We start from the raw sequence: 26,482 nt of genomic DNA, 5'->3' as shown, positions 1-26,482 counted from the left end.
TTGCCCCTGCAATCACTCGGCTTGTCGTGAGGTGTGTGTTGCGTCGACGCGTCGACGCACGGACTTGAATAGTTCATCGCTGCCCCAGACCAGGAGCGGGAAAGGAAGCAACATCAGAAGTTGCCACCATTCCGGCATCACCGTGCCGAACACCAGGCGCAAGGGGGCAATGACCACCACCGCGGCGCTGAAAGCCAACTCAAAGAAGATTCCTGCCAGCAGCAGGCGGTTGCCGGAGAACCCGATCTTGAAGAGGGAGACGGTCTGAGTGCGTGCCGCCATGGCCGTGCCAACCTGGCAGGCAACAATTCCCAGAAAGGTCATGGTCGTGGCCTGCTGCCAGAGGGTATGCATTTGGCCGCTACCAACGTCTGCGCCGAACGTCCATCCACCGGCGCGGAGCGTCACCAGGAATCCCGCCGTGACCAGGATGGCCGATGTTCCCCCCAGTACCGCCCAGGCCCGTACCAGCATGGGCCCGGTAATGACCTTTTCCGTCCTCGGCCGGGGCGAGCGTTGCATCAGGCCCGGTTCGGGAGCTTCTCGCCCGAGCGCCAAGACCGGCAACGTTTCGGTGAAGAGGTCGATGGCGAGGATCTGCATAACGGTCAGGGGCAGCGGAATGCTCCCGCCGGAGGTGGCATAGATGAGAAATGGGATCACTTCCGGGGTGGCGTGGGCGAAAATGTACACGATGAACTTGCGCACGTTGTCATACACCCGGCGTCCGGCTTCGACGGCGCTGACGATGGAGGCGAAATCATCGTCCGTGAGCACCATCGTCGCTGCCTCGCGGGCAACATCGGTCCCGGAGCATCCCATGGCAACACCGATGTCGGCCCGGCGCAGCGCCGGCGCGTCATTCACACCGTCCCCGGTCATGGCAACCACATGGCCGAGGTCCTGGAGCGCGTCGGTGATTCGAAGTTTCGCCTCGGGCGAGCTTCGGGCGAAGACCAGTTCGCCACCGGTTTCCAGCAGCTGGTCCAGCTCGGCCTCACTCAATTCGTCCAACTCGGCGCCGCTGATGGTGTCGAGCCCGGCGCCTCCGATCCCGACGTTGCGGGCGATCCCGGCCGCCGTCAGCCCATTGTCCCCGGTGATGACAATCAACCGGATCCCGGCCGAGTGGCACCTCGCCACGGCGTCGAAGACCTGTGGACGAGGCGGGTCCAGCATGGCGGCAAGCCCCAGGAATGTCATGTTCTTTTCCGCCTGCTGCCGCGACATGCCGGAAGCTTCCATCGACGCCAGCGGCTTGTCGGCCAGCGCCAGGATTCGCAGCCCCTCGGCCGCCCAGGTGTCGACGACGCTGCCGATCAGCTCGCGGTCTTCGTCGGTCATGGCACGCTCGTGTCCTTCGACGGCAAGGTGCGAGCATAGCGGGAGGATGTCTTCGGGGGCGCCCTTCGAATGCACTTCGGTTGCAGGGCCGATTCGGTCGATCGTGGACATGCGCCGCAGTGCGGGGTCGAAATGGAATTGCCTCAGCTGCACAGCGCCGAGGCTTTCAGCGGTTGTTCCCAGTTCGTCCGCCAGGTGGAGAAGCGCCAGCTCCGTGGGATCGCCCGCTTCCCCGTGCCCGTCGGGGCCCGCAAGCTGGGCGCTGGTACACGTCGCGGCCGAGGCCGCGAACCGTGGCACGGGGGCGCGTTGGGCCCGAACGTTTCCGGCGGCCAGTTCCTGCTCGCCTCCGGTGGTCCAGAACTTGAGGACTTGCATGCGGTTCATGGTCAAGGTGCCCGTCTTGTCCGTACAAATCACGCTCGTTGACCCCAGCGTCTCCACGGCGGAGATCCGTTTTACCAGGGCTCCGCGCCGGGCCAGCGACCGCACGCCCACGGCGAGCGCCAAGGTGATGGTCGGCAGCAGTCCTTCCGGAACATTGGCAACCAGAAGACCAATCGAGAAATTGAGTGCGTCTCCAAACGACAGTCCACCCAGAAGCGTTCCCAGCGGAATGAAGGCGAGACCCATCGCCACGGCAACAATTGCAATCAGCCGCGCCATGTGTGCTACCTGCTTTTCCAACGGGCTTGGCTCGTGCCCCATGCTCTGGGTGAGGGCAGCGATTCGCCCCATTTCGGTGCGCATTCCCGTCGCATAGACCACCGCGGTTGCTTCGCCCCCGGTGCAGGAACTGCCGCTGAAGACTACATCCTGTGCCTGGAGCAGGGGCACGCCCTGCACTCCCACCGGGTCGGCGCTCCTGACCACCGGCAGTGATTCGCCGGTCAGCGTGGACACATCCATTTCCAGGGACCCGGAAAGCAGGCGGCAATCCGCCGAGACCTGGTCGCCTTCCCTGATGACGATGACGTCTCCTGGAACGAGACTGGTTGCGTCAACCAACACTTCGCTTCCTTCACGCCTGACCCTGGCCTGGGCGGGCAGGTATGCGGACAATGCTTCAACCGCATGCTCCGCATGCCGTTCCTGGAAGAAGGCGAAGAGCGCATTCAAAACGATTACCGCAACAATCGCCACGGACAAGGCGGCGCTTCCTGCTGCAAACGCCAGCCCCGCGGCGACCCACAACAACAGGGCCAAAGGATGAATGAATTGTCTGCCCAACTCGCGCGGCCACTGGCTCCGGCCCCGCTTGGTCAGCTCGTTGCGGCCGAAAACGATCAGGCGCCGTTCGGATTCCCTCGCCGAAAGGCCTTCCGGACGCCCGCGCAGATCGCGCAACAGCCGCTCAAGGGGCTCTTGGGGGTTGAGGCCCTCCGAGGTTGCGCTCGAGATTGCGTCCGGGCTATAGAAGTCCATGTCATCTTGTCCATCGCTGGAGGTCGCGAACCATCTCGGGGCCGGCACATCGCGCTGTCAGGCAAGCGAGGCGGATTGTTCCCAAGCCTCTTCATGATTGCAGCGCCGCCGAACGGAGGGAAGGGGCTTTCGGCTCTATTCCCCTCAGCCGGTGCAGGATCTACTGGAACTGCCCCGCCCCGCCTTAGCATGCGGAGCCACACCCCCCCCCACAGGAGAAATGACATGACTGAGATCTTGAGCTGGTCCCCACTGGATGCAGCACGCTGGGCAGCTCCCTTCGACCTGTTCACGAAGTCGCCTTTCGGTGTCCTGGACACCTTTCAGCGGCTGTTCGACGGTGGCACCGAGAACGCCTCCATCCGCGTCGAAGAAACCATCAAGGACAACACGTTGGTGGTCCGTGCCGAACTCCCTGGCGTGGATCCGGACCGCGACATCGATGTGTCCATTGCCGACGGGGTCCTGAACATCAGCGCCAGGCGCGAGCAGAAGACCGAATCCAAGACGGAGAACAGCTATCGTTCCGAGTTCCACTATGGTTCGTTGCAGAGGAGGATTGCTCTCCCCGGGGGAGTCACCGAGGACGACATCAAGGCCAGCTACAAGGACGGCATCCTGGAGATCCAGGCAACGCTTCCTGAAGAGCAAGCACCTGCCGCCCCTGCAAAGGTGGCGATCACCCGGGAGTAGCCATCCCCGTCCCGCCCATAACATCCTTGAGTGGATCCCCAACCGTTCTTGATTGGGGATCCTCCCTTGCATCGGCCAAGATGCTGGTTTCTGGTGCTTCGGCCCCGGGCCGAGGGCGCGCTCCGGGGTCGGTGCCTCCAACACGATATCCCGGGAGCGGCAGATGTCCGGGCCTTCGTGCCCTGTTCCCCCGGCAGGCATCCCCGTACGATCATTCCCATGAGAGAGAACTCCTTGGTTCCAAAGACAGAAATCCTCACCGCAGGGCAGTGCTGGAAGCTGCTTTCCGAGACGTCAGTCGGGCGGCTGGCCGTGTCCACGGACGGCGCTCCCGACGTCTTTCCCGTGAACTACAAGGTCGATGGGGAATCGCTCCTGTTCAGGACCGGTGGCGGCAGCAAGTTCACTGACATCAAGAACGACGCGCGCGTCGCCCTTGAAGCCGATTCCGTCAGCGGTGAATCCGGACGGGCCTGGAGCGTGGTCATCAGGGGCCGGGTGGAAATCTCCACCTCGCCGGATCCCATTCTGGAGACCGTCGGCCGTGGACTGTTTCCGTGGCAAGGCATCGGCAAGGACCACCTCGTGCGGATCCTTCCGGAGAAAGTGACCGGAAGGCGCTTCACCTTGGAACCGTCCACGACGTGGAAAGTTCCCTTGGACGAGGCGACGCGCGCGGGGCTTGAATAAGGGCATCTGGATCCGCCGGGCCCTGCAGCGAACAACGCCCGGGACAAGGACGCAATGAAACTCGAGAATCTCCCCACGGCGCGTGGCAGAACCGGTCCGGGAGGAATGTTCGACGCAGTGCTCCTCGACCTGGACGGCCTGCGCATGGCTTCTCCCCTGCGTCCCCTGCTGCGGCAACTGCATGCGGACGGTGTACACACTGCGGCGGTCACCACAAGCCGGAACGGCCGCCTCTGGTTGCGGGTCGCGGGAATCGAACCACTGGTCACGGTGGTGGTGGACGGAGCGGATGGCGCACGGATCTCGTTGCCCGCGGCACCTGACCCCGCCATGTTCCTGGAGGCCGCTCGCCGGATGCGAACCCACCCGGCGGCCATCGTGGTCTTGGGCAGTTCACCTGCCGGAATCAGGGCAGCAACGGCAGGAGGGTTCGGCTTGGTCATCGGCATCGAGGTCCCGGGCAACGGCGAGCCCCCGCGCGCCATCGATGCCGATATCGAGCTCGCTACGCTTTCCGGCCTCGACTTGGCTGGCATCGGCGCCCCCGAAACCGCAATTGCCCAGCCTCGCCTCCTGACCGGCCCCGATGCCTGGACCCTGGCCAGCCACGGATTCGACCCGGCGCATGAAGGATTAAGGGAGTCCTTGTTCACACTCGGAAACGGATACTGGGCCACACGTGGTTCTCAGCCAGGGGCCACGAACGACGGGGTCCACTATCCCGGAACCTACTTTGCAGGGATCTACAACAGGCTTGTGACCGTGGTGGATTCCGTTCCGAGGGAGGACGAACACCTGGTCAATGCCCCCGACTGGACGTACCTGACGGTTGCGCGAACGGGAGCACCCGCCTACAGCGCGCGTTCTGCCTTCTTGCAGGAGCACTCCCAGCGGTTGGACCTTCGTCGCGGACTTTTCGAAGTGGATGACAACTACGCCGATGGCGAGGGCAGGACCACGGCCGTTTCGTCGCGGCGTCTCCAGTCACAAGCCGACCCTCGGCTCGCCGCCATGGAAACCAGAATCGTGGCGGGGAACTGGTCCGGAAGCATCAGCATCCTTTCGGCCATCAACACATCCGTCACCAACGGCAACGCAACCGTCGACTCCATGCTCGCCAAGACGCATCTGCAGCCGGCCAGAGCAGTCCCGGCGGGCCCGGACACCGTCATCGTGGACGTCCAAACGAATCAATCCGGGCTTGCGATCGCCATGGCCGCACGCACCCGGGTTTTCGACCAGAACGGAGGACCCGTCGTCCACAGCTCGCGGTTCGTGTCCGTCGATGGATTGTCCGGCATCGAAATAACCTGCATGCTTACGGCCGGTGAACCGATCATCATCGAGAAGACGGTGGCGGCATCGACGTCGCGCGACAGCGCCATCTCCAGGCCGTCATTGGACGCCGCCGCGCGACTGGAGCGGGCTCCGGATTTTGCAGCCCTGTTGGCCAGGCACACGCACGCCTGGGGTGCCCTGTGGTCCCGCTTTGGCGTGAAGCTTCCTGCCGAGACACCTGCGGCCCTTGCCATGAACCTGAACACCTTCCATGTTCTCCAGTCCGTGCCGGTCAATGCCGAAATCGATGCCGGGATTCCCGCCCGCGGATTGCATGGCGAGGGATACCGGGGCCATATCTTCTGGGATGAAATGTTCGTCTATCCCATGCTCACCCTTCGGCGTCCGGAGCTCACCCGCCAATTGCTGATGTACCGCTACCGGAGGCTGGACCAGGCTCGGGCAGCGGCCACGGCAGCAGGCTACGGGGGTGCCATGTTTCCGTGGCAGAGCGGCAGCAGCGGCAGGGAGGAGACCCCCAACCAGCTGTTCAATATCCTCGACGGCAGGTGGATGCCCGACCATTCCCACCTTCAGGTCCATGTGGGGCTCGCCGTCGCATACAGCGTCTGGCAGTATTACCAGGTGACGGCCGACGACGGTTTCCTGGCCAGGTACGGGGCGGAGATCCTGGCGGAGGTCTCCCGGTACTTTGTCTCGCGCGCAAGCTACGACCAGAGCTCGGACCGGTTCGACATAGCCGGTGTCATGGGCCCCGACGAATTCCATGACGCCTACCCGGACAGCGTGGAGTTGGGCATCAGGAACAACACCTACACAAACGTCCTGGCTTCGTGGGTTCTTGCCCGGACCGCGGACGCACTGAAGATCGTCAAATCGCTGGACCTCCAAGATGCGGCGGCACCCTGGCTACCCGGCCAGGAAGAAATGCGGCACTGGTGCCACGTGGGCCAACGCTTGCGCCTGCATTTCCATGCCGACGGCATCATCAGCCAGTTCGACGGTTATGAGGATCTCTCCGAATTCGACTGGGACACCTATCGGGCCAAGTACGGCAACATCGGGCGTCTGGACCTGATTCTGCAAGCCGAGGCGGACACCACCAACCGCTACCAGATCTCCAAGCAGGCGGATGTCCTGATGCTGTTCTACCTGTTTTCGGCCGAGGAGCTACGCTCGCTGTTCGAACATCTCGGCTACGCGCTGCCTCCCGAGTTGGTCCGTCGCACCGTGGGCTACTTCCTGGCACGCACCAGCCACGGATCAACGCTCAGCAGGCTGGCACACAGTTGGGTCCTGGCCCGCAGCGACAGGGAGAAGTCGTGGTCGCTCTTCAGCCAGGCGCTGGAATGCGACCTGTCCGACGCCCAGGGAGGCACGACACGCGAGGGGGTGCATCTGGGTGCGATGGCCGGAACCGTGGACATGGCGATCCGCTGCTACGGGGGCGTGGAAACACGCCAAGACGAACTGCGGATTCACCCCAGGCTGCCCGCGGAGTTGCCACGCATCGCGTTCCAGATCAGTTACCGCGGACAGCCCATCGACATCGAGCTGGACCATGACCGCGCGGTCCTGCGCCTGCATCCAGGCTCGGCGCGGCCCATCCACGTCCACGTGGAGGGGATCCGCAAGACCCTCCATCCCGGTGCGGTGTTCGAGACCCCGCTTCGCAAGTAGGCCTCAGGGCGAGACCTCTGGCCGAACACCGCCAGCGGCCTCGGCCGCCGCAATGACGGGCACCGTGCGCAAGAAGCTGTCCGGGTTCAGCGAGATGGAGTCGATCCCTTCATTCACCAGGAACTGCGCAAAGTCCGGGTGGTTGCTCGGACCCTGGCCGCAAATCCCTATCCGGATTCCGGCGGCGTGTGCCTTGTCGATGGCCTCGCCGATCATCGATTCGACCGCGGCGTCACGTTCGTCGAACAAGGTCGAAAGTTCCGCCGAATCCCGGTCAACGCCAAGCACCAGCTGGGTCAGGTCGTTGGACCCGATCGAGAATCCGTCGAACCTGGAGGCGAATTGCCCGGCAAGAACGACATTCGATGGAACCTCGCACATCATGTAGACCTTGAGCCCGTCCGTGCCCCGGACCAGCCCGTTCTCACCCATGACGGCCAGCACCCGATCGGCCTCGTCCAGGGTCCGGCAAAAAGGGACCATGACGATGACGTTCGAGAATCCGCAATGCCCCCGCAACCGGACGATGGCCTTGCACTCAAGCTCAAAGCCCGCGCGATAGCGTTCGTCGTAGTAGCGGGATGCCCCGCGGAAACCAAGCATGGGGTTGGCTTCCTCTGTCTCGAACGAAGCGCCACCGACCAGGTTGGCGTATTCGTTGGTCTTGAAGTCGCTGAAGCGCACGATGGCCGGTGCCGGGTGGAACGGTGCGGCGAGCTTGGCCAATCCGCGCGCGAGCGTCTGCACGAAGTAGTCGGCCGGGTCGGCATAGCCCTTGGCCATGTCCTCGATCTCGCCCCGAGCCGCGGCGTCGGCCACCCGCTCGGGGAAGGCCACCGCCATCGGGTGGACACGGACCATGTCGTTGATGACGAATTCCATCCGTGCCAGCCCCACTCCCCGGGCGGGCAGGCGCCACCATTTAAAGGCCGTCGACGGGTTTGCCATGTTCACCATGAGCGCGGTGCGTGTGGTTGGCAATTCGCCCAGATCGGTATCTTCCGCAGTGCTTGCAAGCAGGCCTTCGTAGACGTTGCCCTTGTCCCCCTCCGCGCAGGAAACGGTCACAGCCTCCCCCTCCGTGATCACGCGCGTGCCGTTGGAGGTTCCCACCACAGCCACGATTCCCAGCTCCCGTCCCACAATGGCTGCGTGGCTGGTGGCCCCTCCCTTGTCCGTCACGATGGCGCTGGCCCGCTTCATCACGGGCACCCAGTCCGGGTCGGTTTGCTCAGTGACCAGCACCGCCCCGTCGATGAAGTCCCCGATGTCCGCCGCGTCCTTGATGATGCAAGCCCGTCCCGAGGCAATGGCTTCGCCCACCGCGGCCCCCGTCGCCAGCAGGGTTCCCTGCTCGGTCAACCGGTGCACCCGCATGAGAGTGCCGCTCTTGCGCGCCTGCACCGTCTCCGGCCGGGCCTGGACAATGAACAGTTCCCCAGTGATCCCGTCCTTGGCCCACTCCATGTCCATGGGCCCCCCATAGTGACTCTCGATCCGCACGGCCCACCGACCCAGTTGAACGATGTCCGCGTCGTCCAAGACGAAGGAGCCCCTTTCTGCTTCCGTGGTGTCCGCCATCAGCGTTCCGCTGCCGCCACCGGGGGCATAAACCAGCTTGCGCAGCTTGGAGCCACGGGTCTTTTCGATGATCGGCGAACATTCGAGCTCGGCAAGCAACGGCTTGAAAACGCAGTACCTGTCGGGGTTCACGGTGCCCTGCACCACCGTTTCACCCAGCCCCCAATTGGCGCTGATGACCGCGGCCCGGGGAAACCCCGTTTCGGTGTCCAGCGAGAACATGACGCCGGAAGAACCCATATCCGACCTGACCATGAGCTGGACTCCGACGGACAAGGCAACGTCCAGCTGCCCAAAGCCCATGATGTCCCGATAGCTGATCGCCCGGTCGGTGAACAGGGAGGCATAGGCCCGTCGGCAGGCGTCAAGCAGAGCCGGTTCGCCCCTGATGTTGAGAAAGCTTTCCTGCTGTCCTGCGAAGCTTGCTTCCGGGAGGTCCTCGGCCGTTGCACTGCTGCGGACCGCCACGGCCGGGTCGGTTTCGTCGGTACGCGCGGCAAGGTCCCGGTAGAAACGACGGATCCGGTCCGTGATTTCAGCGGGGAATTCACCGGCAAGCACCAACTCCCGGATCGCGGACCCCGCCTGGCGCCAGGTGAGGTTTCCGGATTCCCGCTTGGCCAGGATCCCGGCGATCCTCGGTTCCAGGCCGTTGGCTGCAACGTACTTTCGGTAGGCGGACGCCGTCAGCGCAAAGCCGTCCGGAACTCCCACACCCTCGGTGAGAAGCGAGCCGATCAACTCCCCCAACGAGGCGTTCTTTCCGCCCACGACGGACACATCCGCCCGACCCACATCCCCCAGCCACAGCACGTTCTCGTTCATCGCGTCCATTATTTCTTCCTTGTTGGCTCCCGAATCCACATTCCTCTTCACAGTCAACTCCGCGGACGCGGGTGTCGGCTAGGGGATTAAGGCACTGGACCGCCTGCCGGGCGTGGCGATCGGGCTCTCACCGGTTTCCCGGGCCCCGCGTAGGACCTTGTGCCCTAGCCCCGGGGACGCCGGACCGCCAAGCTCGGTGGTATCCCGGGGGCGGAAAGGAAGAACTCGTGCTTGCTTGGTGGGTCGATGAGCCTGGAGTTGCGGCCTCGCGCCCGATGGTCATGGGCGAACGACCAGAGCCGATACCCGGTCCGGGAGAATTGCTGTTGGAGGTCAGCGTGTGCGGCGTCTGCCGCACCGACCTGCACCTTGCCGAGGGGGATCTGGCCCCGCGGCATCGGCAGGTGGTGCCCGGGCACGAAGTGGTGGGCTTGGTCCGGGAATTGGGGCCCGGGTGCACGTTGTTCAGCCCTGGCGACCGGGTCGGCATTCCATGGCTGGGGAAGACCTGCGGCTCCTGCCGGTTCTGCAAAAGCGGGAGGGAGAACCTCTGTCTTTCCCCGACATTCACCGGTTGGGACAGGGATGGGGGCTATGCAGAGCTTGTCACCGTTTCGGAGGCATTTGCCTACCGGATCCCGGAGATCTTCACCGACGAGCAGGCAGCTCCGCTCCTGTGTTCCGGAATCATCGGGTACCGCGCGCTCAAGCGTGCGGAGCTTCCACCCGGGGGCCGCTTGGGGATCTACGGGTTTGGCGGTTCCGCACACTTGACCGCCCAGATGGCACGCCATGCCGGTGCATCCGTATACGTCATGACGCGGTCGGAGGCCGCCCGCTCACTCGCGCGAAGCCTCGGCGCGGACTTTGTCGGGGGACCGTCCGATATCCCTCCGGAGCCACTGGATTCAGCCATCCTGTTTGCCCCGGCCGGGGACCTGGTCCCGGTGGCCCTGCGTGCGCTGGACCGCGGGGGGACCCTCGCGGTGGCCGGCATCCATCTTTCCGACATCCCGCCGCTGGATTACCAATCCGAACTTTTCCAGGAACGCCAGCTGCGCAGCGTCACGGCCAACACCAGGGCGGACGGCCAGGAGTTCCTGTCCCTGGCCGCCCAAATACCATTGCAGCCGACCACCGCCATGTATCCGTTCTCGGCCGCCGACGTGGCCTTGGAGGACTTGGCCGCGGACCGGGTCAACGGGGCGGCGGTACTGCGCATCGGTGGGAACGCCGCCACGCCCGCCACTTGATGCACCAGCCGCCGAAGGCGGCTCGTGGCCCGCATTCCCACACGCACGGCGTAACTCGATCCAGTTTCCGCCGCCTCTTCCCCGCGAATCTGCGGGCCTTTCAAAGGAACCTTCATGATGGAGCACTCGAAACATGTCGAACCCGTCAATACTGTCCCGCGCAGGGAACGACCGGGGGCTTCGGCCGAAGAAACGGACGTTGATTACGCGCGGCAGATGGGCACCCGCCTGGGATTCTGGGCAGCGGTGATGACGGCTGCCTCCTCGGCGGTGGCCCTCGCGGTGGCAGTCACGACCCCGCCCCGTTCGGGTCCGTATTGCAGGTCAGGGTGCATTTCATATCCTTATACAGACGTCGCCGAATACGTCCCGCGTGATTATCTGTGGATGTACCCCGCCATTTTGGGCGCCATCGCATTTGTCGTGTTGGCCGCATCCGTCCACTCCTCGGCGTCGGGTCGGTGGAAAGGATGGACTCTTGCCGGAACATGCCTGGCGGTGGTCGCGGCGGGGGCGCTGGTGATCGATTACGGCTTGCAGCTATCGGTGGTGCAACCCAGCCTGCTCGCCGGCGAAACTTCCGATCTGTCGTTGTTGTCCCAGTACAACCCGCACGGGATATTCATCGGTCTCGAGAACCTCGGATATGCGACATTGGCCCTGGCCGCGATGTTCCTTGGCGTACCTTTGGCCAACACCGCGCTGAAGGCGGCGCCGGCCGCCGGCAGGGTCCTTTTCCTTGGCGGGGTCTTGGCCTTGGGCCTACTGGTGTTTCTTGGATTCCTCTACCAAGAACAGCTGGAGTATCGCTTTGAGGTGTTGGGCCTTCTGGTTATGGACTTGGTGCTTGTTGTCTCCGGGGCGTTGCTGGCTGTCGCGTTCTTCAGACCGAGGCCACTGCCTTACGAACGCCGCGACTGGCGAGGGTACCACGGCAAGGTGGTGCCCTCGTAGTGGCATTGCAAGGAGCCGCGCCCGAGAGGAGCTTCCGGGGAACGAACAGGCATCTGGCAATCCGGGATGGATTTCAGGGCGCCGGCGGCGCTTGGTCGCCACTGCCGCCGAAACACCCACACATCGAGATGGGGGAACCCGGGCCCTCGGATATTCCTCCGCAATCTCAGACACGGCTGCTCTGGAGGGCTGGAAGCCGTGAGGTTTCACGGAAGCACCACCTTGCATGGGTGGCTTGTGAAGAAGTGCCTCCGAAGGCAGCCCGCACGCCTCGTCCCGGAGCAGGCGCATGGGGATGCCGGTGGGTCCTCTAGACGATTCCACTGGCTCCGAGAAAGGTACCGACGAGATATGTGGCCGCAAGGGCGAGCGCCCCACCCACGACCAGGCGAACGGCCGCAACACGCTTGGAGCTTCCTCCGATGTAGGCGCTGAGCATTCCCGCCAGGCCCAGGGCGACCAAGACGGCAACAAACGTCACCGGCACGCGCAACCCCGCAGGAGGCAACAAGATGGCGAGCATCGGAAGCACGGCACCCACCACAAAGGCGGCCGCCGAGGCATATGCCGCATGCCACGGATTGACGACTTCGGTTTCGTCTATGTTCAGCTCCGCCGAGAGATGGGCGGCCAGGGCATCATGTTCTGTCAGTTCCTCGGCTACCAGTGCGGCCGTGCCCCGGCTCAGGCCCTTGGCTTCGTATATTCCCGCCAGTTCAGCCAGCTCGGCTTCGGGGTCTTCGGCCAGTTCCCGACGTTCCTTCTGGATCAATGCGTGTTGGCTATCGCGCTGGCTGCTTACGGAAACGTATTCGCCCAGGGCCATGGAAATCGCACCGCCGACGACAGCGGCCATGCCCGCCACCAGGATCGGGGCTGGATCGTTGGTGACTCCTGCGACGCCGACAACCGTCGCAGCCACGGAAACTATTCCGTCGTTGGCTCCGAGCACCCCGGCGCGAAGCCAATTCAGGCGCTCAGCGAAATTCGCGTCGTGTGGCTCGTTGGGGTGGGTACTGGTCGTATCGGTCATGCCATCAGCTAACCACGCGGGGGCCCGCGCAGCCACCACCGCCGGAACAGCCAAGACGCAGCAACACCTCCTTTCGCGACACGCCATGTCGATGGGTCGGCGATTCTGCCGCAGTTCTAGGCACCGCCTCGGGCGGAGTGCCTGGAACTCCGGCGCGGTGCAGTGCCCCGCATCGCGAACACTGCAATGTCCAAACGGGGACTGCCGAGATGGTGCAGCGGGGCGGTACGCTCCCTGCACACGAAGGAATCCACCTGCCGAAGGTCGCGCATGGTCTGCGCGAAGGCGAGGGACGGACGGACACCGTCAGGCCCGGCGGCGGCATTGCGCTTCCTGGGCATGGCACTGCTTGTGCATGGGGCAGGAATGGCAGCCTGACATGTTTGGCCACATCGAGCGGCCGCGAAGGAACGCGGTACGGTAGCCAGGGCGGCCACGGACCATATACTTCAGATCATGGCCGAAGAACACAGCGTACTGGTGGTGGAAGATGACTCCGCACTTGCCTCCATGCTAAAGGAACTCCTTGAGTGGGAAGGCTACGACGTCGTGGTGGCAGCTGACGGACAACGCGCCCTCCACCAGGGACTCACCCGGGACTTCGATGTAATGGTCATGGATCGAGGCCTTCCGGGGCTCGAGGGGCTTGACGTGTTGGAGCGATTGCGCCGGAAGGGGATCTCCACTCCTGCGCTGGTTCTCTCCGCGCTGGGCAACCCCGCGGACAGGGTCGAGGGCTTGGACCGGGGAGCCGAAGACTACATGGGCAAGCCGTTCGACCTCGACGAGTTGCTGGCCCGCATTCGCTCCCTCATCAGACGCCACGCAGACACCTCAGCCATGCTTCGAATACCCGGCGGGGTCCTTGACGTCGGCAGCAGGACCGCGACGGTCGACGGCACCGGACGCGTGGTTCTCTCCGAAAGGGAGTGCGATTTCCTGGAGCACCTGGCCCGCCGGCCCCATCAGGTCTTCACCAGGACAGGGCTCTTGGAATCGATCTTCTCCGATGCGGACGAGGGCGGCGTGGTCGACACCTATGTGCACTATCTGCGCAAGAAACTGGGCCGTACCTGCATTCGGACGGTACGCGGGCTGGGCTATGTGTTGGGCCCCCTGGCATGAATACGCGCGATGTGGCCGAACTTCGTCGCGCAGCCATCCGCTTGTCCGTGCAATTCACAGCCCTGACGGTGGTCTTGTTGGTCGTCATGGGGGCCCTGCTGTATTCGATCGTTGCGGCGAGCACAATCGAATCCACGACCAGGGCCCTGGAGGATGCGAGCCGGATCGATTCACCCCGCGATGCCCCCTTGGGAGTATTCGTTTCGTTCCTGGAGCACCAGGGGGTTGTCAGCTCACATGTCATGCCGCGGGGTCTCCCCGACACCGCTGTGATGAACCGGGTGGCAGATACCGGGGTGGAAGAACGTGAGGGCTTTTCCGCCGGCGGGCGGACGTACGAGGTTCTTACGACCTTCCGCGGAGACCGGGTGGTCCAGGTGGCCGTGGACACCCACGAGGGCCGGGAGTCGCTGGACCGCTTGGCGTGGGCAATGGTGCTTGCCATTGCCGCGGCGACGGTGCTGGCCGTCGCCGCATCGGCGTGGATGGCCAGGCGTGCCATGCTCCCCCTGTCCGAAAGCCTGGCCCTGCAGAGGCGCTTTGTGGCTGATGCCAGCCATGAGCTTCGGACGCCACTGACCTTGCTGAGCACCCGGGCCCAACTGCTGCGCAGGAAACTTTCAGGCCCTGAATCGGATTTGTCCCGTGATGCTGTCTCCGCCGAGGTGTCCCGACTTGTCGAGGACTCCAAACTGCTCACCGCCATCCTGGACGACTTGCTTATTTCGACCGATCCCCGGGAGAACACCGCGCAAACGGCAGTTGACCTTGTCAAGATTGCGGCTGACGCCGTGGAGTTGGCGGCACCGCAGGCATCGCAACGCAATATCGGGATTCACTTGGAGGGTTCCGACGGTTCCGTAACCGTGAAGGGTTCGCCCGTGGCACTCCAGCGTGTGCTGACCTCGCTGATTTCAAACGCGTTGGACCATGCCAGGACGGTTGTCGGTGTCGCTGTCGAAATCCGGGGAAATGAAGCCCGCGTTGTCGTTTCCGACGACGGACCCGGTTTCGCCCCGGGAACCGAGAAACGCGCCTTTGAGCGGTTCTCTTCGGCACGCCCCGGATCCTCCGATTCGGATGCCACTCGCCACTACGGACTCGGACTGGCCTTGGCAGCCGAGATCGCAGCCCACCACCACGGCAAGATCCTGATCGAGTCGGCAGAGCGCGGCCGGGGCGCGACAGTTGTCGCGGTCCTGCCCTTGGCCAGGACCTAACGGGAAATTCCCATCCCGTCTAAGAAACCGCAAAGAATCCGTGTAGATGATGGTGGAAAGGACTTCACCAACAGCTAAGGGACAGGAGCAGGCCATGGCCACTCGAATCAGCGGAAAACAGACGGCAGCACGCATCACCGCAGTCGTTGCAGCAGGTGGCATTGCGGCGGCGGGGCTCGGGTTTGTGGCCTTGCAGAAGGCTCCGACGAGTGCCGCCGCCACCCCGGTTTCGAGCCTCAGCCAGCATTCCGGGACGCCGCAAGTGCGTGGTTCAAGCCAGGACGACGACGCGTGGCAAACTCCAGACGTCGCCAAGAACGATGAGCCGCCGGCGACCGCCCACGTCAAAAAGACCATCGTTCGCCAACAGACCAAGTCGGCCGCGAGCCCCGTCAGCCCGGGCAACGGCGGTTCCACCAGCGGCAAGTCCTCGGGATCCTGACATGGGCGGCACCGCTTCCTGGCCGGTCTGGGGGCTTGAGGCCTCCATCGCCGTCGAAGATCCCGGCATGGCTTCCGACGCCGAGCGCCTGGTGCGCGGGGTAATCGCGCAAATCGACGACGCCTGCAGCCGCTTCCGGCCGGATTCGGAGTTGATGCGCCTGCAACCGGAACTTGACTCCGGAGCGGACGCCAGCCCCCTGCTGGCCGCATTGGTTCGAAGCGCCCTGGATGCCGCCCGTTGGACCGGCGGCGACGTGGATCCCACGCTTGGCAAGGACATGGAATCGCTGGGTTACGACCGTGACATTTCCCGGGTGCGGCTCGGTTCCGCCGGCTCCGTGACCACCCTGTCCCGGCCACGACGTCGGACGCCGGGCTGGCGGCAGGTGGACCTAGAGGGACAGAAACTGACTGTTCCCCGGAACCTGCGGCTCGACCTTGGCGCCACGGCCAAGGCCGTCGCCGCCGACCGCGCCGCATCCCTGGTCTTCGACGAGATGGGCTGCGGGATCCTGGTCTCCCTCGGCGGGGACATCGCCACGGCCGGGCCCGAACCGGAGGGCGGGTGGCAGGTTCTGGTGCAGGACCTGCCCACGGACCCGTGGCAACAAGTCACCCTGGGTGCCGGGCAGGCCATGGCGACCTCGAGCACCCAGAAGCGCCGCTGGAAGCACGAGGGCCACGACATGCACCACATCCTGGACCCCAGGTTCGGGCTTCCGGCGGAACCCGTCTGGCGCTCCGTCACCGTGGCCGCATCGACCTGCCTGCTGGCCAACGCATACAGCACCGCGGGCATCGTGCGCGGCTTTGCCGCCGTGGCATGGTTTGAGCGCGGGGGAATCGCCGGGCGCCTTGTCGACCGGCAGGGCAGGATCGTCACCACCGGCGGCTGGCCCAGGGAAGACGACGTGTTGACCGGAGTGGATTCACATGGATAGCGCGCTCTGGGCCCTGGGCCGGGTCAGCGGGATCGTCTCCCTGGCGATGCTCACCGTTACCGTGCTGCTGGGCATCGTGAACCGCTCGGGCAGGCCGTTGCCGGCCGTCCCGAGGTTCTCCGTGGCATTGATCCACCGCAACATCTCCCTGCTGGCCACGCTGTTTCTGCTGATGCACATTGGATCGCTGATGCTGGACTCGTATGCGAAGCTCAACCTGGTCGACGTGTTCGTTCCCTTCCTCGGATCCTTCAAGCCGTTCTGGCAGGGACTCGGGACGGTGGCCTTCGACCTGCTGGTGGCCGTGGTGCTCACCGGGCTGCTGCGCCACCGGCTGGGCCAGCGGACGTTTCGCGCCGTCCACTGGTTCGCCTACGCGATGTGGCCGATCGCCCTGGCGCACTCCATCGGCAACGGCACCAACGGAACCGAAAGGTGGTTCCTGGCCCTTGCCGCGGGCTCCGTCGTCGCGGTGGGCGGCGCATTGGCCTGGCGCCTGTCCTCGAACTTCCTGGAAAATGCCAAAATCCGACAAAGGAGCCTGTCATGACGCACATGACCTCGCAGATGCCCGTGACGTCCCAGCACCTCGGCCCCTCGGGGAACAACCGGCTTTTCGCCGCCGGGTCCAACGCAACGTTGGCCGACCACGAGCGGGCCTACGGCCCGCTTCCGGAGCACTGCATCGACGCGACCTTCATCGGCGTACTGGAACAATCCGGCCTGACCGGTAGGGGCGGGGCTGCCTTCGCCTCGTGGCGCAAGGTCTCCGCAACGGGGCAGGGCCGTGACGGGGCGTTGCTGCGGAGCAGGCCCGTGGTCATCGCCAACGGCGCCGAGGGGGAACCGCTGAGCTTCAAGGACAAGACGCTCCTGCTCCATGCGCCGCATCTGGTGCTGGACGGGCTTCTGGTGGCTGCCCGGTCCGTGTCCGCCTCGTCGCTCTACGTCTACACCACGGCCGTGGCCATGCCCGCCGTGGAAGCAGCCATCGCCGAGCGCCGCGACGCCCGCCGCATCCAGGTGATCGAGGCACCTGAAACCTTCATCTCCGGCCAGGCCAGCGCGGTGGTCAACGCTATCGGCGGCGGCAACGCACTGCCGCTGGACAACCGCCGCCGGCTCAGCGACTCGGGGCTCAAGGGTCGGCCGACACTCGTGTTGAACGTGGAGACCCTTTCACATGTGGCGCTCATCGCCCGCTACGGTGCCCAATGGTTTCGTTCTGCGGGATCGGACCGGGACCCCGGCACGCGGCTGGTTTCCGTATCCGGCCGGGGTGCCGACCAGGTCCTGGAAGTCGCAGGCGATGAGGGCCTCGGGTTTGTCCTGGCCCATGCCGGCATTGACCTCTCGGGTGTGCAGGCGGTGTTGGTTGGCGGCTACCACGGGCGCTGGGTGAAGCCGCTGGACTACCGGTTGACGCCGTCGGGCCCGGCAGGCCAAACCGTCCGTCCCGGCGCCGGTGTGCTGCATGTGCTTTCCACCGGGCAGTGCGGATTGGAGGCAACTGCCTGGATCGTCGAGTACCTGGCCGGGCAATCCGCCAGGCAATGCGGTCCGTGCGTGTTCGGCCTGCCGGCGATGGCCAAGGTCCTGGCTGCGATTGCCGGCGGTGACCGCAATCCGAAACTTGTCGGCGAGCTGGAACGGCTGGGCACTCTCGTCGCCCGCAGGGGGGCCTGCCACCACCCGGACGGGACCCTGCAATTGATCCAAAGTGCCTTGGAAATATTCTCCGAGGATGTCGGGGCACATCTAACCGGGAACTGCACACGGATGGGCGGAAGGGCAGCATGAACAAGAAACTCCACATCGACTGGACAAGGTGTGACGGTCGGGGGCTTTGCACCGAGCTGTTGCCCGCGGTGCTGGGGCGCGATGACTGGGGATACCCCGTGGTCAGGCACCCCAGGAACGGTGATGGTACGAACGCGACTATCGGGCCCGACGAGGCACAGGCCGCCAGGGATGCGGTCAAGCTGTGTCCGAAGCTTGCCCTGGTATTGCAGGCCTGAGCGGCCATCCAACAGTCCCGCGATGAGGGTGCTGCCGTGCACCAACCCGCGGCCGGAATCGGCCGGGAACCTCGAACCGATTCCATCCCGCTTGCCGCGAGGATTCGACCGGGTCGCCGGAAACCCGGTCCGGGACCGCCGTCGCAAGGGTGCCCGCCACGAATCCCGTTGACATGCCGGGAGCCACGGCGGGAATCCTCGGGACCGGTGGCGTCTCGTGTTGTCCCTTCACTGGCCTCTTCCCTTGCCGGTGCCCAGATCCGTCGAATGCATCCATGGTGTTCCAGCGGCGTGGGGAGTAGCTTGGAATGCACATCTCGTTAGCATTGGAGACTCTCATGGGGCGAAGTTCCAGCATAAACAGGATCATTGTGGGCGTCGACGGCTCGGAAGCATCCCTCGAAGCACTGCGGCGGGCCAACGACTTGGCCGGGGCCTTGAACGCCCAGGTCGAGGCGATCGGTTGCTGGGATTACCCGCGCATGTACGACGGCTACATGGTGGCTGGAATCGAGGGGTTCAAGGAGGGCGCCGAGAAGGTACTCAACGACGCTGTCAAGAATGCCTTCGGATCCGATGCACCCGTCAATCTCAAGGTCAGCCTGCTGCGGGGCGACCCCCGGTCCCTGCTCATCAAGGCCAGCGAGAATGCCGACCTGCTCGTTGTCGGACGGCGGGGCCACGGACGCCTCAGCGGCATGCTGATCGGGTCGGTCAGTTCCTCGTGCATTGCGCACGCCAAGTGCCCAGTCATGGTCGCCCATGCGCCGGAAGAAGAAGACAATTGACCACGGCAATGCGGAGATCCGGTTGAGGCCCGCGACAGCAACCCGATGCCCGAAAGGTCAGGCAACTCCCGGGTGGGGCCTCTGCCCCTCCCCCACACGAGGTGGCTCGAGAACGCACCGAGGACATCGAACGCGGCACCACCTTGGAACAGGATCCAAACGTTCACCGGGGAGGTGGCTGCCGGTGTTGGTTCCCGCGGGGACCCGCTCCACTGCCGTGCACGTCGCCCTCCTTGGGCGTGGACTGGGCCTGTACCGCCGTGATGGCAACGGTGTTGACGATGTCCTCGACCGTTGAGCCCCGGGACAGGTCGTTGATGGGCCGGCGCAAGCCCTGCAGGATCGGACCCACCGCAACGGCGCCGGAGGACTGCTCGACGGCCTTGTAGGTGTTGTTGCCGGTGTTCAGGTCGGGGAACACGAATACGGTGGCCTGTCCGGCCACTGCCGACGCAGGCAGCTTGAGCGCCGCAATGGAGGCATCCACGGCGGCGTCGTACTGGATTGGCCCCTCGACGGCCAGATCCGGACGGGCGGCCCTGACCAGTTCGGTGGCCCGGCGCACCTTGTCCACGGAGCTTCCCGTGCTTGAAGCCCCCGTGGCATAGGAGAGCATCGCGACCCGGGGTTCCACGCCGAATGCGGCTGCGGTATCGGCTGAGGCCAAGGCGATGTCGGCCAGCTGCCGGGCATCCGGTTCGGGATTCACGGCGCAATCCCCGTATACCAGGACGCGGTCGGGAAAAAGCATGAAGAACACCGATGACACCGTCCCGGCACCCTCCCGCGCCTTGACGAATTCCAGGGCCGGACGAATGGTGTCGGCGGTGGTGTGCGCTGCACCGGAGACCATGCCGTCCGCGAAACCCAGCTGAACCATCATGGTGCCGAAGTAGGCCCCCTCCAACATGATCTCCCGGGCACGGGACAGCACCATCCCACGGTGTGCACGCAAACGCTGGTATTCACGGGCGAACCGTTCCCCCAGTTCCGAGGTCGCCGGATCAACCAGGGCCAGTCCGTCCAGGCCAATGCCGGCGCTGGCGGCCAGCACCCGGATGTCGGCCTCGTTGCCCAGGATCGTCAGATCGCAGACGTCCCTGCGGTGCAGGATCTCGGCGGCCCGAAGCACCCGGAGTTCTTGCCCCTCCGGTAGGACAATCCGTCGTCGCGGGCTTCTGGCGCGTTCGACGAGTTCATGCAAGAAGCGCAGCGGCGTGGTGGTGGCGGGGCGCGGAAGGGCCAGGCGTGCAAGCATCTCGGTCTCGTCGACGTTGCGCGCCCATGCGCCGAGTGCGGCGGCCACCTTGCGTTTTTGGCCGGCATGGATTTCGCTTCTGACCGCCGCCACCAGGTGGGCAGCGGAATACGTGTCCTGCTCGCTGGCAAGGACGGGGAACGGCGCCCGGGCCAGGAACTTGAGCACCTCGGGTCCCGGAGCAAGCCCGTCGCTCAGGATCATCCCGCTGGGGACGGGGAACTCGAGGGAGAACGCCGAGGCCAAGCTGGCAACCATCACATCGACCCGGTCCCCTGGCACGATCACCAGATCGCCCGCGCCCAGGACCTGCAGGAAGGTTCCCACCGTCATGGCGGCCACCTTCACCGAGTGGACATCGCGGTCCAGCTCGGTGCTGCCTGCCACGTGCCGCAACTCCAAGGCGGCGGCAACGTCGCCCATCGTCGGCCGGGCTATCTCCGGGATCTCGGGGATCACATACACGGGCCAGCCGCTTCTTCCGGGCCGGATTGCCGCCTTCGTCCGGGCTGCCCCGTCGGCTTCGGCCCGATTGACCAGCACGGCCAGGAGCGAACAGTGCGCCGCCGCAAGCTCCTTGCGCGCCACGTCGACGGCGTCCGCGGTCTCTTCCGGGCCCAGGCCCTCGGCACCGACAACAGCCAGGACCGGCAGCCCCAGGCTGTTGGCCAGACGCGCGTTGAGGCCGAACTCCACCGCCGCATCGCGGCCGCGGAGGTCGGACCCCTCGACCACCAGGACATCGCATTGCTTGGCCATTTCGCTGTAGTGGGCGATGGTTTCGGCTTCGATTTCCTCGCTGCGCCCCGCCGCCAGCAACCCCCTGGCCTTGCCGAGAGTCATGCCGCCCCGGCACACCGATGGATCGAGGTTGTATAGTTCTCGCAGCGTCAGGAGCATCGGGTCCAGCTTCGGATCCGTGCCGCCAACAATCGGCCTGAAAAAGCCGATCGTGTCGGCATGACGGTGCAGGGCATCAACCAGGCCCAGTGACACCAGGTTCTTGCCTGATCCCGGAGCCGAAGCACAAACGTAAATTCCCCTGCCCAAGATGAATACTCTCGCCTTCAGAAGCTGATTCCGGATTTCGCGGGCCAGTGCCGAACGCAGTGGCAATCGCTGCGTGTCCGAAACTGTCCTTCCCTCTCAGGATGACCGCAAACCCGATCATCGGCCAGTGCCCTAAGTCACGGGCCGGCGGCATGGTGGAAGAGCAGGTTCGGCGAGCGCCGTCATCGGGGCTGGAGCAACGCTTCCATCCAGGTCAACGGTTTGATCGTTGACGGTTCCACCATCGGGCATTCAACCCTTCACCGCCAACCAGAGCTGCGAGAACCCTCAAATCACTTAATCTGACGTAGTCTGGCCAACACCCGCACCCGCGGTCATCCCTCGGAGGATTCTCATGCGCAAGCTGCAGGACACCAAGCCCATCGGGCATGCACTGATCTGGATTGCGATCTACATCGTAGCCGTCAACATCGGCGACTTACTCGGGGAGGAACTCGGCTTCCCCGGGTTTACCAGCTTCGTGCTCATCGCCCTGTCGATCGTGCTGGTCGTCTATCTGCGGGTTGGCGGTCGGCTCGCGTTCTACGGAGTGCGATCCGTGCAGAGCGGCACGCTGCCAGCCGTGCTTTTCTACCTCCCGCTCTTGGCGATCGCTTTTCTGGAGTACGCCAAGGGATTGGCAGCCGATCTTGACCTGCAAATCATTGTCTACGCGATTCTCCTGATGGCGGCCGTCGGATTCATCGAGGAGCTCCTGTTCCGTGGCTTTCTGCTCCAGGCGCTCAGGATGCGCGGCAGCCTCAATCGCGCGATCATTATTTCGGGAGTCACCTTCGGCCTCGGGCACATCGTCAACCTCCTGCGCGGGTACTCGCTCACCGACCAGGCCCTGCAGGTGGTCGCGGCAGTGCTCATCGGCATCGCCCTGGCATACTGCGTGGCGCTCACCGGAAGCATCATGCCCGGCGTTGCATTCCACGTCTTGTTCAACATCAGCGGCACGATCACCGCACACTCCGTGCTCGGGGATTCAATCACGGTGGGGATCATCGCGGTCGTGATGATCCCCTACATTCTGTTCCTTCGGAATCGTCTTGCAAAGGTCGGGCCGGCGGTCAGCACACCCGTCTCCTATATGGCTTGAGGCCAGGGAAACACCCCACACTTTGCCGCCCGGTTCCCAAGGCCGATTCCTTCCCCACACCGGGCGACCAGAGGCAATGGCCTATTTCCGGCACAGGCACCGAGGTTCCGGTCACGGGAATGCAGAAGTCCACGAAATCGCGGCCCTGCGGAGAGGGAGGCAACAGGCCGCTTGTGGTCTGGGTTAGTGGTTGCACCGGTCACGACCGACGGCACACCCGAAGGACGATGCACCCAGCCGTGCCGCGATCTTGCTGCGGTTCGACGGATCCACGCCGTAGCTGCCCCCAACGGCCCAAGTCCTGTGCGGCGGCGCGGGACGGGCGCTAGAGTTCACCTCGTCTTGAAGCATTTCCGTTACGTCGCCGGCATCCGGACATATTCCCAATCCAAGGCCGCAACCGCCTGGAGAATCCCACCTTGCCCTTTGGGACCTTGGTCCCTTCTGCCCAAGGCTGCCACCCGGCACGCTGGGTCCCATGACACAGGAACCAGGAAACCCACCCGCAGGGAACCCGGGGCCTGCGTCCAGACAGCCGTCGCCCCGGGGCAACGGAACGCAGGGTGCGCTGCTCCTTGCATTCGGAATCCTCTTTACCCTTGTGGGCGGCGCGGTGCTGACCGGGGGCATCTTCGCCGCCAGCGCCAACCAGTTCCGTGACAGCGAAGGGTACTTCTCGGTGCCGACGGAGACCTTCAGCACCCCGGGATACGCATTGACTTCCCCACCCGGGGAGGTGTCCGGAACTGATCCGGCAGCGCGGAACTTGCCCTTCGACCTTGCAACCCTTCGATTGGGTGCCAAATCGACCGATTCCAATATCTTCATCGGAATTGCTCCCATGGCCGACATCGACCGCTACCTCGCGGGAGTCAAGCATGCCGAAATAGGCAGCGTCAGCTACCACCCCTTCGCCGTCGAGTACCTGGATTCCGCCGGCACCCGGACTCCTGCGCCACCGGCGAAACAGCAATTCTGGGCGGCGTCGGCCACGGGCCCGGGCTTGCAGGAGATCCAGTGGAACCTTTCTCCGGGGCAATGGGGCGTTGTGGTGATGAATGCAGATGGTACGCCCGGCGTCACGACAGACCTTGCTGTCGGAGTGCGCAGCGATCTGCTCGCTCCGATCGCCTCAACCCTGATCATCGTGGGCGCGGTGCTGCTGGCCATTGGTGTGCCGATGCTAATCATCGGCGCTGTCGTCTTGGGACGCCGCAACCCAGCCATCCGCAACACGGCGCGTGCTGAGTCCTTCCCCGCAATACCTTCCCCGGCGGCCGCGCAAGGGGGCCAGGTGCACGCGACGGGCGGGGTCTTCCCCGCGCACCTTTACGGTCGGCTTGACGGGAACCCCTCACGGGGGTTGTGGCTGGTGAAGTGGCTACTCGCCATCCCGCATTACGTGGTGCTGGCGTTCCTCTGGCTCGCCTTCGCCGTCACGACATTGATTGCGGGCTTCGCGATTCTCTTCACCGGCAGGTACCCACATGCGCTGTTTGGCTTCAACGTCGGGGTGCTGCGCTGGACCTGGCGCGTGGGTTTCTATTCGTATTCGGCCCTCGGCACAGACCGATACCCGCCCTTCACCTTGGCCAGGACCGACTACCCTGCCGACTTCGACATCGATTATCCTGAGCGGCTCAACCGAGGGCTGGTCCTCGTCAAGTGGTGGCTGTTGGCGATTCCGCACTATCTGATTCTTGGTGCAATCAGCGCACCGGTCGCTACTGGGAATTCCGGATGGAGGCACGGCTGGAATTATGGCTGGGACACCGACACCGAACGCAACGGCATTTCACTCGTGGTCGCGTTGGTCGTCATTGCCGGCTTTGCGTTGCTGTTCACGGCACGATATCCCGTGGGACTCTTCAACCTCGTGGTCGGCATCAACCGCTGGATCTTCCGTGTGGTGACATACGCCGCGCTGTTCCGCGACGAGTACCCGCCGTTCCGGCTCGACCAGGGACCTGACGAACCGGCACTTGCCCGGCCCCACCCGCCCGGGACGGAGAACCCGGCGTCCTGAGGACCATTACCGGGGCAACCGGGGTCAGGCCAACCCGGGATTGCGCCGCTGGTACCCGCGATGAGTGGGCCCTGATATGACCTTCGGCCCTATGGTTGGCCGCGGTTCACGAGCACCATGGTGCATATGGCCAAGGACATGGGGAATCGGGCAAGCTGGGGGCCGAAGGATCGAAATCGCGGTGGAGCCCGGAGGGGCGGCTACCTTGTCGCCGTACTGGTGAACGTCGTGTTGGTGTTCCTTGTCACCGGTTCGCCGGGCTGGCATGCATTGGGTTTCCTCACCGAGGAAACCCAGCAGGTCATCGGCTTGTTGGTGGCCGCACTGATCGCCGGCGCAGTGGTGAACTTCATCAATCTGGTCCTGGACATCGCCTGGGTCAAGGCCATGGGAGACATCGTCACGAGCGTCTTCGCGTTGGCCGTGCTAACCCGGTTGTGGAGGCTCTTTCCATTCGAATTCGACAGCCTCGGCATCGACTGGGGTCTGGTGACACGGGTGCTGATTGTGGTGGCCATCGCCGGATGTGTCCTCGGTGTGGTCGTGGAGATCATTGTTCTCCTGCGAACCGCCGTGGCCTCAGGTCCACGGCTCGGGAACCAAAGATAGTCCCTTTATCCCTTACACACCGATCAGGAGCGAAAGATGCGTGCAATCGTTGTTTACGAGTCCATGTACGGCAACACACGGCATGTCGCCGAAGCCATTGCGCGCGGCATCGACCCGGCAGGAAACGTGCCCGTTCTACCGGTGTCCAACACCGAAGCAATCGACCCCGGGGACCTCGATCTGCTCGTCGTGGGTGGCCCCACCCATGTGCATGCCATGAGCCGGGAATCGACCCGCAACGCAGCCCGGACTGCAGCATCCGACCTCGCGGGTGGTTTGCTGCTGGAGCCGGACGCGGCAGGGGAAGGAATCCGCGAATGGCTTGCTTCCTTTTCCCGTGCGGGAGGCATGGCAGCAGCCTTCGACACACGCTTCGACGCGGCGCCCCTGCTGACCGGCCGGGCGTCCAAGGGCATATCGAGGTTGTTGCGGAAATCGGGATTCGAGCTGGCGGCCCCGCCCGAGAGCTTCCTTGTTGACAAGGCTACGCATCTGCTCGCGGGTGAAGAACAACGGGCGCAGGAATGGGGCGCGCGCTTGCGCACGACACCTCCGGACGCACCGGGAGGCAGCGAATGAACGGCGGCGCCACACGGACCGCGCTCCTGGTGCTCCTGCTCTTTGGCTCGGTGTCCGCCTTTGCCGGTGCTGTAATGGCCATCGTCTTCAAGGGCGCGGGTGTTCCCCTGGAATACCTTCAGGGCAGTCCCTTTGGCTCTTTCCTGGTTCCCGGGATCATCTTGGGAGTGGTCGTCGGCGGCACCCAGGTTGTTGCGGCCGGCTCGCTGATGGCCCACCGCCGCGCATCCATGCGATGGGCCGCCATTGCGGGATTCGGGATGATCATTTGGGTGTTTGTGGAACTGGCGATCATCCTCGAGTATTCGTTCCTGCAAACCATCTACTTCGGCCTCGGCACGCTCGAATTGGTCTTCGTGTTCCTCATGCTCGAAATCGCACCGGGGACCGGCCGCACCTCCAACCGTGACCTGCCGCCGGACACCGGTGGACGCGGCGCCCAGGTTTAACCCGAAGGTTTGCGGCCGCCAAGGTCCGGCCAGGGACTCCGCTTGCTCCGGTGGCCAGGCGGCCCGCACGGTCACTCTCCCCGCCCATGCCCG

Annotated in this window: 22 protein-coding genes; 18 read left to right on the top strand and 4 right to left on the bottom strand. The window is 64.5% G+C overall.

The window, feature by feature from the left end:
- Positions 1 to 12: 12 nt before the first annotated feature.
- Positions 13 to 2,769 carry a cation-translocating P-type ATPase gene (locus tag J2T21_RS01280; RefSeq protein ID WP_307577656.1) on the bottom strand — a complete coding sequence of 919 codons (2,757 nt, stop codon included), beginning with the start codon at positions 2,767 to 2,769 and terminating at the stop codon, positions 13 to 15.
- Positions 2,770 to 2,994: 225 nt separating this feature from the next.
- On the opposite strand from J2T21_RS01280, the gene J2T21_RS01275 reads away from it, so the two are divergent.
- From J2T21_RS01275 to J2T21_RS01265, 3 genes are all read left to right on the top strand, one after another.
- On the top strand, positions 2,995 to 3,462 hold the full coding sequence (locus J2T21_RS01275; protein WP_307577654.1) for an Hsp20/alpha crystallin family protein: 468 nt from the start codon (positions 2,995 to 2,997) through the stop codon (positions 3,460 to 3,462).
- 219 nt (positions 3,463 to 3,681) lie between these two features.
- Entirely contained in the window at positions 3,682 to 4,152 is a 471-nt protein-coding gene (locus J2T21_RS01270; protein ID WP_113763366.1) for a pyridoxamine 5'-phosphate oxidase family protein, read from the top strand.
- A gap of 105 nt (positions 4,153 to 4,257) precedes the next feature.
- The gene (locus J2T21_RS01265) at positions 4,258 to 7,131 is read left to right on the top strand and encodes a glycosyl hydrolase family 65 protein (RefSeq protein WP_307577651.1); all 2,874 of its coding nucleotides are present in this window, start codon (positions 4,258 to 4,260) and stop codon (positions 7,129 to 7,131) included.
- Positions 7,132 to 7,134: 3 nt separating this feature from the next.
- On the opposite strand, the gene ppsA is transcribed toward J2T21_RS01265, so the two are convergent.
- A complete protein-coding gene (ppsA, locus tag J2T21_RS01260; RefSeq protein WP_373457867.1) occupies positions 7,135 to 9,546 on the bottom strand; it encodes a phosphoenolpyruvate synthase in 2,412 nt (803 codons plus the stop codon).
- A gap of 218 nt (positions 9,547 to 9,764) precedes the next feature.
- On the opposite strand from ppsA, the gene J2T21_RS01255 reads away from it, so the two are divergent.
- Positions 9,765 to 10,790 carry a zinc-dependent alcohol dehydrogenase family protein gene (locus tag J2T21_RS01255; protein WP_307577649.1) on the top strand — a complete coding sequence of 342 codons (1,026 nt, stop codon included), beginning with the start codon at positions 9,765 to 9,767 and terminating at the stop codon, positions 10,788 to 10,790.
- Positions 10,791 to 10,904: 114 nt separating this feature from the next.
- A complete protein-coding gene (locus J2T21_RS01250) occupies positions 10,905 to 11,744 on the top strand; it encodes a hypothetical protein (protein ID WP_307577647.1) in 840 nt (279 codons plus the stop codon).
- Positions 11,745 to 12,054: 310 nt separating this feature from the next.
- Here the strand turns inward: J2T21_RS01250 and J2T21_RS01245 are convergent, their stop codons facing one another.
- Positions 12,055 to 12,777 (bottom strand): VIT1/CCC1 transporter family protein, encoded by a 723-nt coding sequence (locus J2T21_RS01245; RefSeq protein ID WP_307577645.1) that lies wholly within the window; start codon positions 12,775 to 12,777, stop codon positions 12,055 to 12,057.
- Positions 12,778 to 13,233: 456 nt separating this feature from the next.
- Between J2T21_RS01245 and J2T21_RS01240 the strand changes: the two genes are divergently transcribed.
- The 8 genes from J2T21_RS01240 (at position 13,234) to J2T21_RS01205 (ending at position 19,313) form a co-directional block, all read left to right on the top strand.
- Positions 13,234 to 13,902: a response regulator transcription factor gene (locus J2T21_RS01240; RefSeq protein ID WP_307577643.1), complete on the top strand. Its 669-nt coding sequence runs from the start codon at positions 13,234 to 13,236 to the stop codon at positions 13,900 to 13,902.
- Positions 13,899 to 15,122 (top strand): sensor histidine kinase, encoded by a 1,224-nt coding sequence (locus J2T21_RS01235; protein WP_307577641.1) that lies wholly within the window; start codon positions 13,899 to 13,901, stop codon positions 15,120 to 15,122. The genes J2T21_RS01240 and J2T21_RS01235 overlap by 4 nt, the downstream gene beginning before the upstream one ends.
- A 94-nt stretch (positions 15,123 to 15,216) precedes the next feature.
- Positions 15,217 to 15,564 (top strand): hypothetical protein, encoded by a 348-nt coding sequence (locus tag J2T21_RS01230; RefSeq protein WP_307577639.1) that lies wholly within the window; start codon positions 15,217 to 15,219, stop codon positions 15,562 to 15,564.
- A gap of 1 nt (position 15,565) precedes the next feature.
- Positions 15,566 to 16,507, top strand: coding sequence for an FAD:protein FMN transferase (locus J2T21_RS01225; protein ID WP_307577637.1), 942 nt, complete (start codon positions 15,566 to 15,568; stop codon positions 16,505 to 16,507).
- The gene (locus tag J2T21_RS01220) at positions 16,500 to 17,057 is read left to right on the top strand and encodes a ferric reductase-like transmembrane domain-containing protein (protein WP_307577635.1); all 558 of its coding nucleotides are present in this window, start codon (positions 16,500 to 16,502) and stop codon (positions 17,055 to 17,057) included. Before J2T21_RS01225 ends, J2T21_RS01220 begins: the two co-directional genes overlap by 8 nt.
- Positions 17,054 to 18,307 (top strand): NADH-ubiquinone oxidoreductase-F iron-sulfur binding region domain-containing protein, encoded by a 1,254-nt coding sequence (locus J2T21_RS01215; RefSeq protein ID WP_307577633.1) that lies wholly within the window; start codon positions 17,054 to 17,056, stop codon positions 18,305 to 18,307. The genes J2T21_RS01220 and J2T21_RS01215 overlap by 4 nt, the downstream gene beginning before the upstream one ends.
- Positions 18,304 to 18,525, top strand: a complete 222-nt coding sequence (locus tag J2T21_RS01210) for a ferredoxin (protein ID WP_307577631.1) — start codon at positions 18,304 to 18,306, stop codon at positions 18,523 to 18,525. The genes J2T21_RS01215 and J2T21_RS01210 overlap by 4 nt, the downstream gene beginning before the upstream one ends.
- Positions 18,526 to 18,896: 371 nt before the next feature.
- On the top strand, positions 18,897 to 19,313 hold the full coding sequence (locus tag J2T21_RS01205; RefSeq protein ID WP_307577629.1) for a universal stress protein: 417 nt from the start codon (positions 18,897 to 18,899) through the stop codon (positions 19,311 to 19,313).
- 163 nt (positions 19,314 to 19,476) lie between these two features.
- On the opposite strand, the gene pta is transcribed toward J2T21_RS01205, so the two are convergent.
- Positions 19,477 to 21,621, bottom strand: a complete 2,145-nt coding sequence (gene pta / locus J2T21_RS01200) for a phosphate acetyltransferase (RefSeq protein WP_307577627.1) — start codon at positions 21,619 to 21,621, stop codon at positions 19,477 to 19,479.
- Positions 21,622 to 21,976: 355 nt separating this feature from the next.
- On the opposite strand from pta, the gene J2T21_RS01195 reads away from it, so the two are divergent.
- From J2T21_RS01195 to J2T21_RS01175, 5 genes are all read left to right on the top strand, one after another.
- The gene (locus J2T21_RS01195; RefSeq protein ID WP_307577625.1) at positions 21,977 to 22,726 is read left to right on the top strand and encodes a CPBP family intramembrane glutamic endopeptidase; all 750 of its coding nucleotides are present in this window, start codon (positions 21,977 to 21,979) and stop codon (positions 22,724 to 22,726) included.
- Between the two features lie 601 nt (positions 22,727 to 23,327).
- Positions 23,328 to 24,752, top strand: a complete 1,425-nt coding sequence (locus J2T21_RS01190) for a DUF4389 domain-containing protein (protein ID WP_307577623.1) — start codon at positions 23,328 to 23,330, stop codon at positions 24,750 to 24,752.
- A 228-nt stretch (positions 24,753 to 24,980) separates the two neighbouring features.
- On the top strand, positions 24,981 to 25,361 hold the full coding sequence (locus J2T21_RS01185; protein ID WP_307577621.1) for a hypothetical protein: 381 nt from the start codon (positions 24,981 to 24,983) through the stop codon (positions 25,359 to 25,361).
- Between the two features lie 36 nt (positions 25,362 to 25,397).
- Entirely contained in the window at positions 25,398 to 25,940 is a 543-nt protein-coding gene (locus J2T21_RS01180; RefSeq protein ID WP_307577619.1) for a flavodoxin family protein, read from the top strand.
- Positions 25,937 to 26,389 (top strand): hypothetical protein, encoded by a 453-nt coding sequence (locus J2T21_RS01175; protein WP_307577617.1) that lies wholly within the window; start codon positions 25,937 to 25,939, stop codon positions 26,387 to 26,389. The genes J2T21_RS01180 and J2T21_RS01175 overlap by 4 nt, the downstream gene beginning before the upstream one ends.
- The last annotated feature ends 93 nt before the right edge of the window (positions 26,390 to 26,482 follow it).

This window comes from Paeniglutamicibacter psychrophenolicus (assembly GCF_030812255.1).
GTDB lineage: Bacteria > Actinomycetota > Actinomycetes > Actinomycetales > Micrococcaceae > Paeniglutamicibacter > Paeniglutamicibacter psychrophenolicus_A.
The sequence above is the reverse complement of the archived record's forward strand: the minus strand, read 5'-3'. Positions and strand labels throughout refer to the sequence as shown.

Excerpts from the sequence above, each read along its gene's own strand:
- J2T21_RS01280 (WP_307577656.1), bottom strand. The coding sequence starts at position 2,769 with ATGGACTTCTATAGCCCGGACGCAATCTCGAGCGCAACCTCGGAGGGC.
- J2T21_RS01275 (WP_307577654.1), top strand. The coding sequence starts at position 2,995 with ATGACTGAGATCTTGAGCTGGTCCCCACTGGATGCAGCACGCTGGGCA.
- J2T21_RS01270 (WP_113763366.1), top strand. The coding sequence starts at position 3,682 with ATGAGAGAGAACTCCTTGGTTCCAAAGACAGAAATCCTCACCGCAGGG.
- J2T21_RS01265 (WP_307577651.1), top strand. The coding sequence starts at position 4,258 with ATGTTCGACGCAGTGCTCCTCGACCTGGACGGCCTGCGCATGGCTTCT.
- ppsA (WP_373457867.1), bottom strand. The coding sequence starts at position 9,546 with ATGGACGCGATGAACGAGAACGTGCTGTGGCTGGGGGATGTGGGTCGG.
- J2T21_RS01250 (WP_307577647.1), top strand. The coding sequence starts at position 10,905 with ATGATGGAGCACTCGAAACATGTCGAACCCGTCAATACTGTCCCGCGC.
- J2T21_RS01245 (WP_307577645.1), bottom strand. The coding sequence starts at position 12,777 with ATGACCGATACGACCAGTACCCACCCCAACGAGCCACACGACGCGAAT.
- J2T21_RS01240 (WP_307577643.1), top strand. The coding sequence starts at position 13,234 with ATGGCCGAAGAACACAGCGTACTGGTGGTGGAAGATGACTCCGCACTT.
- J2T21_RS01235 (WP_307577641.1), top strand. The coding sequence starts at position 13,899 with ATGAATACGCGCGATGTGGCCGAACTTCGTCGCGCAGCCATCCGCTTG.
- J2T21_RS01230 (WP_307577639.1), top strand. The coding sequence starts at position 15,217 with ATGGCCACTCGAATCAGCGGAAAACAGACGGCAGCACGCATCACCGCA.
- J2T21_RS01225 (WP_307577637.1), top strand. The coding sequence starts at position 15,566 with ATGGGCGGCACCGCTTCCTGGCCGGTCTGGGGGCTTGAGGCCTCCATC.
- J2T21_RS01220 (WP_307577635.1), top strand. The coding sequence starts at position 16,500 with ATGGATAGCGCGCTCTGGGCCCTGGGCCGGGTCAGCGGGATCGTCTCC.
- J2T21_RS01215 (WP_307577633.1), top strand. The coding sequence starts at position 17,054 with ATGACGCACATGACCTCGCAGATGCCCGTGACGTCCCAGCACCTCGGC.
- J2T21_RS01210 (WP_307577631.1), top strand. The coding sequence starts at position 18,304 with ATGAACAAGAAACTCCACATCGACTGGACAAGGTGTGACGGTCGGGGG.
- J2T21_RS01195 (WP_307577625.1), top strand. The coding sequence starts at position 21,977 with ATGCGCAAGCTGCAGGACACCAAGCCCATCGGGCATGCACTGATCTGG.
- J2T21_RS01180 (WP_307577619.1), top strand. The coding sequence starts at position 25,398 with ATGCGTGCAATCGTTGTTTACGAGTCCATGTACGGCAACACACGGCAT.
- J2T21_RS01175 (WP_307577617.1), top strand. The coding sequence starts at position 25,937 with ATGAACGGCGGCGCCACACGGACCGCGCTCCTGGTGCTCCTGCTCTTT.